This window comes from Mesorhizobium sp. M1E.F.Ca.ET.063.01.1.1 (assembly GCF_003998155.1).
In the GTDB taxonomy this organism is placed as follows: domain Bacteria; phylum Pseudomonadota; class Alphaproteobacteria; order Rhizobiales; family Rhizobiaceae; genus Mesorhizobium.
Genome location: NZ_RZSC01000147.1, coordinates 1 through 10413, shown reverse-complemented (window position 1 = coordinate 10413; position 10413 = coordinate 1). Strand labels below are relative to the sequence as shown.

The 10413-nt window shown below is 60.6% G+C and carries 9 protein-coding genes; 7 read left to right on the top strand and 2 right to left on the bottom strand.

Annotation, left to right across the window (positions count from 1 at the left end):
* Positions 1–84: 84 nt before the first annotated feature.
* Positions 85–1380, bottom strand: coding sequence for an ABC transporter substrate-binding protein (locus EOA29_RS13460; RefSeq protein WP_127220997.1), 1296 nt, complete (start codon positions 1378–1380; stop codon positions 85–87).
* A 167-nt stretch (positions 1381–1547) separates the two neighbouring features.
* On the opposite strand from EOA29_RS13460, the gene EOA29_RS13455 reads away from it, so the two are divergent.
* The 5 genes from EOA29_RS13455 (at position 1548) to EOA29_RS13435 (ending at position 8783) form a co-directional block, all read left to right on the top strand.
* Complete coding sequence (locus tag EOA29_RS13455; protein WP_189434432.1) at positions 1548–2891, top strand: NAD(P)/FAD-dependent oxidoreductase; 1344 nt, start codon at positions 1548–1550, stop codon at positions 2889–2891.
* 143 nt (positions 2892–3034) lie between these two features.
* Positions 3035–4102, top strand: a complete 1068-nt coding sequence (locus EOA29_RS13450) for a GlxA family transcriptional regulator (RefSeq protein ID WP_189350337.1) — start codon at positions 3035–3037, stop codon at positions 4100–4102.
* Positions 4103–4143: 41 nt separating this feature from the next.
* On the top strand, positions 4144–6516 hold the full coding sequence (locus tag EOA29_RS13445; protein WP_127220995.1) for an aminomethyltransferase family protein: 2373 nt from the start codon (positions 4144–4146) through the stop codon (positions 6514–6516).
* Between the two features lie 5 nt (positions 6517–6521).
* Positions 6522–6947, top strand: a complete 426-nt coding sequence (locus EOA29_RS13440) for a group II truncated hemoglobin (protein ID WP_127220994.1) — start codon at positions 6522–6524, stop codon at positions 6945–6947.
* Positions 6948–7073: 126 nt separating this feature from the next.
* A complete protein-coding gene (locus EOA29_RS13435; protein ID WP_127220993.1) occupies positions 7074–8783 on the top strand; it encodes an APC family permease in 1710 nt (569 codons plus the stop codon).
* Between the two features lie 70 nt (positions 8784–8853).
* On the opposite strand, the gene EOA29_RS41355 is transcribed toward EOA29_RS13435, so the two are convergent.
* Positions 8854–9201, bottom strand: coding sequence for a hypothetical protein (locus EOA29_RS41355; RefSeq protein ID WP_189478886.1), 348 nt, complete (start codon positions 9199–9201; stop codon positions 8854–8856).
* On the opposite strand from EOA29_RS41355, the gene EOA29_RS13430 reads away from it, so the two are divergent.
* Positions 9086–9985, top strand: coding sequence for a bifunctional methylenetetrahydrofolate dehydrogenase/methenyltetrahydrofolate cyclohydrolase (locus EOA29_RS13430; protein WP_127220992.1), 900 nt, complete (start codon positions 9086–9088; stop codon positions 9983–9985). The two genes, EOA29_RS41355 and EOA29_RS13430, sit on opposite strands and share 116 nt — an antisense overlap.
* A 47-nt stretch (positions 9986–10032) precedes the next feature.
* Positions 10033–10413 (top strand): formate--tetrahydrofolate ligase (locus EOA29_RS13425; RefSeq protein ID WP_127220991.1); only part of this gene is annotated, 381 nt, incomplete at its 3' end.

Sequence of the window (10413 nt, the reverse complement as noted above, 5' to 3'; positions counted from 1 at the left end):
GGGATATCGAGAGCGCGGTCGAATTCACCAAGCTGCTATTGATTGAGGAACAAAAGCTGCTTCTGCAGGAAGACTGAGCCTCCGTCAGTCCAATCCGGCAGCGATGCGCAGCTCTCCGGAGGCGCTCGAATGGCGCTGATCCCACATCAGCCCAAGCGCGCGCATTTCGTCGCGCAACCGGGCGCCGTGCCTCTGCAGCCAAGCCGGAACCGACCCAAAGGCTACAATACGTGCTTGGCCATTCGTAATGCGTACGACGGGCCAGTCGCCGATCAGGGCGTTGTCATTCCCGAACAGATCCGAGCCCGCCCATTTCGCTATCCCGAACGCATGTTCGCCGAGCCCGCCATGCTTCATCGCTGCTAGAACCGAGACAGGCGCTGCCGTTCCAGCTTTCTCGACCGCTGCATGCCAGAGATCGAGCGTGGCAACGTATTCCCAGGAAACCGCGCTCCAGCTGTCCGGGAAACGCCGGTTGTACTCCGCGAAGAACTCGGCTGGACGATTGAAGAAGAAGGCCTTGTCGCGAAGCTCCGGATCGTCGAAGTCCGGGAACTGGAACAGAAAGCCCTCCATGAAATCGACCGATGTCCGGTCGACCAGCCGCCGATAATAGTCGGCAGTGCAAGAAATGATCTGCCCCCGAAATCCCGACCGGAAAGCAGCCTCGGTCAGCGCGTGAACCATTGGCTCATAGCTCGTGCACCAACACAAAATGTCGGGATTGCCGACCAGCATTGCGCGCAGAATTTCGTCGGCGTTCGTGGCCTCCGGCGCGTAGCGGATCTCGCCCACCGACGCGATCCCCTCGGCCGCAAAGGCGGCGCGATAGGTAGCCAGCGAAGGCAGGCCCAGCGCATCCGTCTGGCTGCACATCGCCACGCGGCGCAGGTCGGGGCGGTTGCGTGCAAGCCATTCGACCGCCGTGACGTTGTAGAGGGGATGGATCTCGCTGGGCGCGATCAGGTACGGTGTGTCGGGCGAAAGATCGCTCGGCAGCAGCGTCGAGGTCAGGATCTTGCGCGACATGAGATAGTCCTGGATCGGACGGAACGTGTCGCCTCCGTGCATCATCAGCAGCCCTACCCCGTGATCCTGCACGAGGCGCCGAGCCCCTTCCGCCGCCCGATCGGGAACATAGCCGCAGTCCTCGGCCAACAGTTGGACGTTGTGCCGCGTCCCGCCGATGAGCATTCCGCCGGTGCGATTAATCCAGTCAACCCAGATGCGGCAGCCGTTCAACCCGGGTAGCCCCCAAGAGCGAACAGGCCCGCTGAGCGGCCCAAGAAAGCCTACTTTGACCACGCGTTGTGCACCGACGCCCAGCCGTTTGACCTGGGCGTTCACTGCAAGTCGTTGCACTAGGCTGCTGGCGTTCATGATGCGCTCCCTACCGACCGTCCGTCCATAAACCGAGGCCAACCCCGGCGCAAATTGATTTTCCTTCCATGAATATTAGTTGACAAGCTAGCCGTTTCGATCATAACTGGTTTGAACCAAAAGAACCAATCTATCAAAAACCGGTTCAGACCAATGGGAGAATCATAATGAAGAAACGCATTGCCGTTATCGGTGCTGGTCCGTCCGGCTTGGCTCAGCTGCGCGCCTTCGCGTCCGCGGCACAGAAAGGCGCAGAGATTCCCGAAATCGTCTGCTTCGAAAAGCAGAAGGATTGGGGAGGGTTGTGGAACTACACCTGGCGCACGGGTCTGGACGAATTTGGCGAACCCGTTCACGGCTCGATGTATCGCTATCTCTGGACTAACGGCCCCAAGGAAGGTCTGGAATTCGCCGACTACTCCTTCGAGGAGCATTTTGGCAAACAGATCGCGTCCTATCCGCCCAGGGCCGTGCTGTTCGACTACATTGAAGGGCGCGTGAAGAAGGCCGGTGTCCGCCCGTGGATCCGATTTTCCACCGTTGTCAGGTATGTGACCTGGAGCCCGGAGACCCGCAAGTTCACCGTGCGTGTGCACGATCTTCCCAAGGATCGATCCTACTCGGAAGAGTTCGACCACGTCGTCGTCGCGTCGGGCCATTTTTCGACACCGAACGTTCCCGAATTCCCCGGCTTTGACACATTCAACGGTCGCATTCTCCATGCGCACGACTTCCGCGACGCACGCGAGTTTATCGGTCAGGACATACTGATTGTCGGAACCAGCTACTCAGCCGAGGATATCGGTTCGCAGTGCTGGAAGTACGGTTGCAAGTCGGTCACGGTCAGCCATCGCACCGAGCCGATGGGCTTCAAGTGGCCGCCCAACTGGAAAGAGGTGCCGCTGCTGACCAAGGTCGAGGGTAACATCGCAACCTTCAAGGACGGCTCGACCGCGACCGTGAACGCGATCATCCTCTGTACCGGCTACAAGCACCATTTCCCGTTCATGCCCGACGATTTGCGACTGCGCACTGCGAACAGGCTGGCCACGGCTGACCTCTACAAAGGCGTGGTCTACGTCCACAATCCGGCGCTGTTTTATCTCGGCATGCAGGACCAGTGGTACACCTTCAATATGTTCGATGCGCAGGCATGGTGGGTGCGTGACGCAATCCTCGGCAGGATCAAGGTGCCTGCCTCGAAGAACGAACTGATCGCCGATGTCGAAAAGCGGGTCGCGGCCGAAGACGCTGGGGAGGATAGCTATGACGCCATCCGCTACCAGGGCGACTACGTCAAGGAATTGATCGCCGAGACCGACTATCCAAGTTTTGACGTTGACGGCGCCAACGAGGCGTTCTTCCAGTGGAAGAAGCACAAGATCAAGGACATCATGGGGTTCCGGGACAATAGCTACAAGTCCGTGATGACCAGTTCCATGGCGCCGAAGCATCACACGCCGTGGAAAGACGCGCTGGACGATACGATGCAGAGCTATCTGCGCAACTGAACTTACGTTGCGCAGCGACTTGTCCGGAGCCCCGCTGACGGTCACTTCCGTGCCGTGTTCAGTGAGGTTCCGGGCAGAGGAGAAGAACACCCGCTCCGTTGTTCGCCAAGAAGAGAATGGCAGCTGATGAGGAGGGAGCCGGCATGCTGACTGCTCAGACCGCACACAGGTCGTTTAGTTTCTACCTCTTACCCAACTTCTCGCTTCAAGCTTTCTCTTGCGCAGTGGAAGTATTGCGGTTGGCCAATGAGGCGATCGGCAGGAACGTCTACAGCTGGCAAGTCATATCGGAGGACGGGCAACCGACAATGTCGAGTTGCCGAATGACCGTCGGCATCGACTCCTCGTTGAGAACTGAACGCGAGAGGACCCAAAAGTCAAACTTCACGTCAGCCGCCGTGATTTGCGGCGGCAGCGCCGTCCCGCGCCCAAACAGGCAACTCGATGCCTGGCTAAGGGAATGCCGCATGCGTCGCATTCCCCTCATTTGCATCGGCAGCGGCACCATCGTCGTTGCGCGGGCCGGACTGGCGGACGGACGCCGGTGCGCCGTTCACTGGGAACAGCTTCCGCTCTTTTGCGAGCAGTTTCCGGGCATAGAGTCCACTCAGACGGCCTTTGAACATGATGGAGATCTGCATACCTGCTCGGGTGGGGATGCATCTTTCGACATGTTTCTCCACCTGGTTGAACGTGACCATGGTTCAGCCATCGTCAATCGCATCTGCGAAAAAGCCATCGCTTACCGAATGCGTTCGGCGGGAGAGCGACAGCGCCTGCCCCTTCATTCTCGCGTCAAGCTCAACCACAAGGCAGTGATGAAGGTCATTGGCCTGATGGAGGCAAGCTTGGATGATCCTATGCCGGTCGACGATCTTGTGGCGTTGAGCGGAATATCGCGACGGCAGATGGAAAGGCTTTTCGACAGAGAGTTGGGACGCTCTCCGAACCGATACTACATGGAACTGCGCCTAGAGCGCGCGCAGTTGCTTCTTGTGAGCACAAACTTGCCGGTCGTGGAGGTTGCCGTGGCTTGCGGTTTTATCTCGCCGTCGCACTTTTCCAAAGTCTATCGCGAAGCCTACGGATGCGCTCCGCATCAGACACGATTGGCTGCCCGTGCGGACGGGCGTGTCGATCTGATGGATCCGGCGCTGCTGGGATTGGACTGCACCGAAGTACCCCAACACAGGTTGTCGATGACGGCGTAGCCGACGAAGCAGCTGAGGCCAGCCTCAGTGAGGAGGTAACGATGCTGAACACGATCTACCCTCCCGTCCGCGGTGGACCGCCGCAGGCGAGCCGCATCATCCGTCGCGGGGGATTGACCCTGCCCGCCGGCACCGAGCGCTACATCGTTGGCGGCGCCGGAGCGATGCTGATCGACATTGAGGCAGGCGACAGCATCACCGTAACGAATGATGAGGGCGGCCAAATCTGCGAGGTCGTCGTGGCCGACGCGTCGGGCAGCATTGACGCCGGCATCGTCGGCCATGGTCCGAACTCGGATGCTGCTGGTTTGAAGGCGCTGCTAACCAGTCAGGACGGCAGCCTGCAACGGCTGCGCAAGGCACTGGAGATCCGTGGTATCGACCTCGCCGCGGCGGGCGGGCTTCGTTTCTTCGACGCGACAACGCCGCCGAAGACCAATGTCGAGCTGACTGTCAAGCGCGGCGGCTGGCTCGTCATCGCCGCGCCAGGAACCGACATGGCGCCGGACGGCCAAGAGACTGCGACGCCGCTGATCGTCCACGTGCGGCGCGCGACGGTGCGCTTGCGTGAAACCTCCCGGGATTTGCCCGATCCGCTTGCCGATCCGGTTCTCGATCTTCGCGTGCACTCCTCGACGGCAGAGGCCTATTTCGTCAAGGCCGGGGACTACATTCAGATCATCGATGTCGACGGACGCCAGTGCACCGATTTCCAGTGCTTCTCAGCGCGCAAATTGGACAAGGGAAAGGAGCATGCGCTCGACGTCACCGCCACGCGCAGCGCGATGGGGCATGCCTATCCGTTGCCCGGTCTGCATTCGAAGTACTACGATCAGGATTTCCTGCCGCTGGTCGAGGTCGTGCAGGACACTTGCGGTCGCCACGACGCCTTCTCGCTGGCATGCTATGCGAAATATTATGACGATATCGGCTATCCAGGCCATATCAACTGCACGGAAAACTTCAACAAGGCGCTCGGCTCATACGGCGTCGGTCCGCGCGGCGGCTGGATGGCGGCCAACTTCTTCTTCAATACCGGGGTCGACGCGCACGGCGTCATGTATGCCGACGAACCGTGGTCGCGGCCAGGCGACTACGTACTCTTGCGGGCGCTGACCGACCTCGTCTGCGTCAACTCCGCATGCCCTGACGACACGACGGCGGCCAATGGCTGGAATCCGACCGACATCCATGTGCGCACCTATTCAGGGGCCGAGAAATTCCAACGCGCCGTGGCGATCCGCCCCACTCCCGATTCGGAGCCAAAGATGACCAAGGAAACAGGGTTTCACGACCGCCTGTCCAAGCTGACCCGCAACTTCGTGGAGTATCGCGGCTACTGGCTGGCCAACAGCTACGCAGAAGCCGGGCCGATCGAGGAATACTGGGCTTGCCGGCAGAAGTCGGTGCTGATGGACCTTTCCGCCCTGCGCAAGTTCGAGGTGACGGGACCGGATTCGGAAGCGCTGCTTCAGTACACGCTGACGCGTGACGTGAAGAAGCTGGCGGTCGGCCAGATCGTTTATACCGCCATGTGCTACGAGCATGGCGGCATGATTGACGACGGCACGTTGTTCCGGCTCGGTCAGGACAATTTCCGGTGGGTCGGCGGCGACGAGTATTCGGGCATATGGCTGCGCGAACAGGCGGAGAAGCTCGGTCTCAACGTCCTGGTCCGCAGTTCCACCGACCAATTGCACAACATTGCCGTGCAGGGGCCGGAGAGCCGCGAGTTGCTGAAGAAGATAATCTGGACGCCGCCGCATCAGCCGTCGATCGCCGAACTCGGCTGGTTCCGTTTCACCGTTGGCCGCATCGGGGATGACCAGGGCCTACCTGTCGTGCTGTCGCGTACCGGCTACACGGGCGAGCTGGGCTACGAGGTCTGGTGCCATCCCAAGCACGCGGGCGAGGTCTTCGACGCGATCTGGGCCGAGGGGCCGGCACACGGATTGACGCCCATGGGCCTGGCCGCCCTCGATATGGTTCGAATCGAGGCCGGATTGATCTTCGCCGGCTATGACTTCTCTGATCAGACCGACCCGTTCGAGGCGGGCATCGGCTTCACCGTGCCGCTCAAGTCCAAGGCCGACGACTTCATCGGGCGGGACGCGCTGATTCGGCGCAAGGAGCATCCGTCGCGCAAGATGGTCGGGCTGGACATCGAAGGGGCCGTCGCGGTCGGGCATGGCGACTGCATCCATCTTGGGCGCGCGCAGATCGGCGAGGTCACATCGTCGACGCGTTCGCCAATCCTCGGCAAGAACATTGCGTTGGCGCGCATCGACGTGGCCCATGCCGATGTCGGCACACAGGTCGAGATCGGCAAGCTCGACGGCCACCAGAAGCGGCTCCCGGCCACGATCGTCCCGCTATCGCACTATGATCCTAAGAAAACCCGTCCGCAGTCCTGACGCATATGGAACCAGTAGCAGCCAAGGAAACTCTTCTTGCGCAGATCGGCGGCGAAACGGCTTTGCGCGGTCTGGTCGACTGCTTCTACGACCTGATCGAGACCGATCCCCGCGGAGAGCCGTTGCTGCGACTGCATTTTCGCGGACACGGCGTCAACCACGCCCGCGAGGAACAGTTCAACTTTCTGTGCGGCTTTCTCGGCGGGCGTCGTCACTATCTGGAAAAGCACGGGCACGTGGACGTTCGTCTCATGCACGCGCATGTGCCGATCTCGGCGGGCGACGCCGAAGACTGGCTGGCTCTCATGGATCGAGCCATGACCGAAATGCGGCTTTCAGGCCCGCATGTAGACAAGATGCGCCTGGCATTCCGCCGCGTCGCACTGGCGCTGATCAATGATCTCGGGGAATGGGGGGTGGGAAGCGCTTGACGACATGGAGGATCGTCGACAGTCTTTATTGAAGTGAACAAAACAAGACTGACAGGAAAGAAAATAACCGGCAAAGCGAAGCCGGACCGCAGGAACACTCAACCTCAAACAATGGGATGAAAAGCTATGAGCGCTTTTTCGGACACCTACGCGGAGGCAGCCGCGGGACAGTTACATAGAAGTATTGACTGGCGAGGCGCCTTCTGGGTGGCAAGCGGCGTCCCCGCCCTCGTTCTGTTCTCGATCGGCGGTATCGCTGGAACGACTGGCAAGCTGGCCTTTCTGATCTGGACCGTGTCCATGATCATGGGTTTCCTGCAGTCGTTCACATACGCCGAAATCGCCGGTCTGTTTCCCAACAAGTCCGGCGGCGCTTCGGTTTATGGCGCCACCGCCTGGCTGCGTTATTCGAAGTTCATCGCGCCATTGTCGGTGTGGTGCAACTGGTTCGCCTGGTCGCCGGTGCTGTCGCTCGGCTGTTCCATCGCAGCCGCCTACATCCTCAATGCGCTGGCGCCGATCCCGGTCTTCTCCGAGACCTCGCCGGAGGTGGCCGCCTACATCGCGGCGCATGCCGGAACGGCGCCCGCCGACGCCATCACGGCAGTGACGGCTGCCGCAACGCCTGCGATCCGCACCTGGTCGCTCTTCAGCCACACGCTTGGGCCTGTCAGTTTCTCATTGAACGCGACCTTCTTCATCGGCGCGCTGCTGATGCTGATCATCTTCGCCATCCAGCATCGCGGCATCCTGGGCACCGCCAGCGTGCAGAAGTATATCGGCCTGCTCGTCATCATCCCGATGCTGATCGTCGGTGTCGTGCCGATCTTCACCGGCCAGATCGACTGGGCGAATTTCTCGCCTCTGGTCCCGCTTGCCGCCGCCTACGCGCCCGACCCAGGCTCATGGAACATCGCCGGATGGACGCTGGCGCTCGGCGGCATGTTCATCGCGGCATGGTCGACCTATGGCTTCGAGACCGCCGTCTGCTACACGTCGGAGTTCAAGAACCCCGGCACCGATACCTTCAAGGCGATCTTCTATTCCGGCCTGCTCTGCATGCTTCTGTTCATCCTGGTGCCATTCACCTTCCAGGGCGTGCTTGGCCTCAACGGCATGCTGGCAACGCCAATCGTGGATGGCTCGGGCGTCGCCGACGCGCTGGCCGGCATGGTCGGCGGCGGCAAGCTGATCCACAGCCTGCTTGTCATGCTGATGATCCTGGCGCTGGTGCTCTGCATCATGACGGCGATGGCCGGCTCCTCGCGCACGCTCTACCAGGGCTCGGTCGACGGCTGGCTGCCGCGTTATCTAAGCCACGTCAACGAGCACGGCGCGCCGACACGGGCGATGTGGACCGACTTGATCTTCAACCTGATCGTGCTGGCAATCGCCTCGGCCGACGCGACCAGCTTCTTCTTCATCCTCGCGGTGTCGAACTGCGGCTATATCATCTTCAACTTCCTCAACCTCAACGCCGGCTGGATCCACCGGATCGACAACGGCCATATCGAGCGGCCCTGGAAGGCGCCGACCTGGTTGCTGGGGATCGGGGCGATATTCGCCTATGTAAACGCCATCTTCATGGGTGCCGGTGCCAAGGTCTGGAATCCGATGGCGCTGTGGGCCGGCCTGATAACCGCGGCACTGATCCTCCCGGTATTCTGCTTCCGGCACTACATCCAGGACGGCGGCAAGTTCCCCGATCACATGCTGGACGATCTCGGCATGAAGGCCACCGATCTCAGGGCCAAGAAGGCCGGAATCTTGCCTTACGCGACGCTGGTGGCTGGCGTTATCGTGGTGCTGATCGCCAACCGGATCTTCGTACTGTGATCGGCGACAGCCCGATCATCTTCGAACCGGGAAATGTTCCCTCCTCCCGGCCGCGTTGAACCGCGGTTGCTTAGTCACCGCCTGCAAGGCCGGGCGGTGACTTCTTTTTGAATCCGTGGAAGGCCCGGCGTAGCCGCCCGCCAACTGATCGAGGCAGACTAGGCGAAAATCTCTTTTTCTTCATATGAATTTTTTTTTCCTTATAGTTGACTTTCAGCCCAAATAATTGCAAGGTTTCGCAACTTGATTTGCGACGTTCGACGGCAAAGCGATGCCGTATTTCATTCTCTAGGAGAGAGGCGATGGCTGAGGTGATCGATGGCAAGGCTGTTGCCGCCAATGTGATCGCAAAGGTCACAAGCGCGAGCAGCGTCCTGGCCGCTTCGAAGAATGTAACGCCTGGTCTTGCGGTCATCATCGTCGGGGAGGATCCGGCAAGCCAGGTCTATGTGGCCGCGAAGTCGCGTACAGCGAAGGAATGCGGCTTCAATTCGCTGCAACATACGCTGCCCACGGACACCAGCGAAGCCCACCTGATCGACCTTATCGACATTATGAATCATGACCGTACGATCCATGGCATTCTGGTGCAGCTGCCGCTTCCGGATCACATCGATGCGGGCAAGGTCATCCAGGCGATTGCGCCAGAGAAGGACGTCGACGGCTTCCACTTTGTCAATGTCGGCAAGCTTGGCACCGGCGAGCTCGATACGGCTTTCGTACCCTGCACACCGGCGGGCTCGATGCTGCTGATCGAGCACGTGCATGGCAAGGATCTTTCCGGTCTCAATGCAGTCGTCGTCGGCCGCTCCAATATCGTTGGCAAGCCGATGGCCAACCTTCTGCTTGCCGCGAACGCCACCGTCACCGTTGCCCATAGCCGGACAAAGAATCTGCCCGAGCTTTGTCGTGGCGCTGACATCCTCGTCGCGGCGGTGGGCCGGCCGGAAATGATCAGGGGTGAGTGGGTGAAGCCAGGCACCACTGTGATCGATGTGGGTATCAACCGCGTCGCCGCGCCGGAGAAGGGCAATGGCAAGAACCGCCTGGTCGGCGACGTCGCCTACGCCGAGGCGGCGGACCATGCCGGCGCGATCACACCCGTGCCCGGCGGCGTCGGTCCAATGACGATCGCGCTTCTGATGGCCAATACTCTGACCTCAGCCTACCTCGCCAGCAACCTGCCGAGGCCACAGTTCTAGAACCGCAGCATGCATTTCCGACAACCCAATCTTCGAGGCAAATGACCATGGCCGAATTCAAAACCGACATCGAGATCGCGCGCGCCGCCAGGAAGAAACCGATCCAGGAGATCGGCGCCAAGATCGGCATTCCGTACGAGCACCTTTTGCCTTACGGCCACGACAAGGCGAAGGTCTCGGCCGAGTTCATCAAGTCGGTGAAGGGCAACAAGGACGGCAAGCTGATCCTGGTCACCGCCATCAACCCGACGCCGGCCGGTGAAGGCAAGACGACCACGACCGTCGGCCTCGGCGACGGTCTGAACCGCATCGGCAAGAAGGCGATCGTGTGCATCCGCGAAGCCTCGCTCGGCCCGAATTTCGGCATGAAGGGCGGCGCGGCCGGCGGCGGCTTGGCTCAGGTCGTGCCGCTGGACGACATGAACCTC

Coding starts and splice junctions, on each gene's coding strand:
- EOA29_RS13455 (WP_189434432.1), top strand. CDS start 1,548: ATGAAGAAACGCATTGCCGTTATCGGTGCTGGTCCGTCCGGCTTGGCT.
- EOA29_RS13430 (WP_127220992.1), top strand. CDS start 9,086: ATGGCTGAGGTGATCGATGGCAAGGCTGTTGCCGCCAATGTGATCGCA.
- EOA29_RS13460 (WP_127220997.1), bottom strand. CDS start 1,380: ATGAACGCCAGCAGCCTAGTGCAACGACTTGCAGTGAACGCCCAGGTC.
- EOA29_RS13445 (WP_127220995.1), top strand. CDS start 4,144: ATGCTGAACACGATCTACCCTCCCGTCCGCGGTGGACCGCCGCAGGCG.
- EOA29_RS13440 (WP_127220994.1), top strand. CDS start 6,522: ATGGAACCAGTAGCAGCCAAGGAAACTCTTCTTGCGCAGATCGGCGGC.
- EOA29_RS13435 (WP_127220993.1), top strand. CDS start 7,074: ATGAGCGCTTTTTCGGACACCTACGCGGAGGCAGCCGCGGGACAGTTA.
- EOA29_RS13450 (WP_189350337.1), top strand. CDS start 3,035: ATGCTGACTGCTCAGACCGCACACAGGTCGTTTAGTTTCTACCTCTTA.
- EOA29_RS41355 (WP_189478886.1), bottom strand. CDS start 9,201: ATGATGACCGCAAGACCAGGCGTTACATTCTTCGAAGCGGCCAGGACG.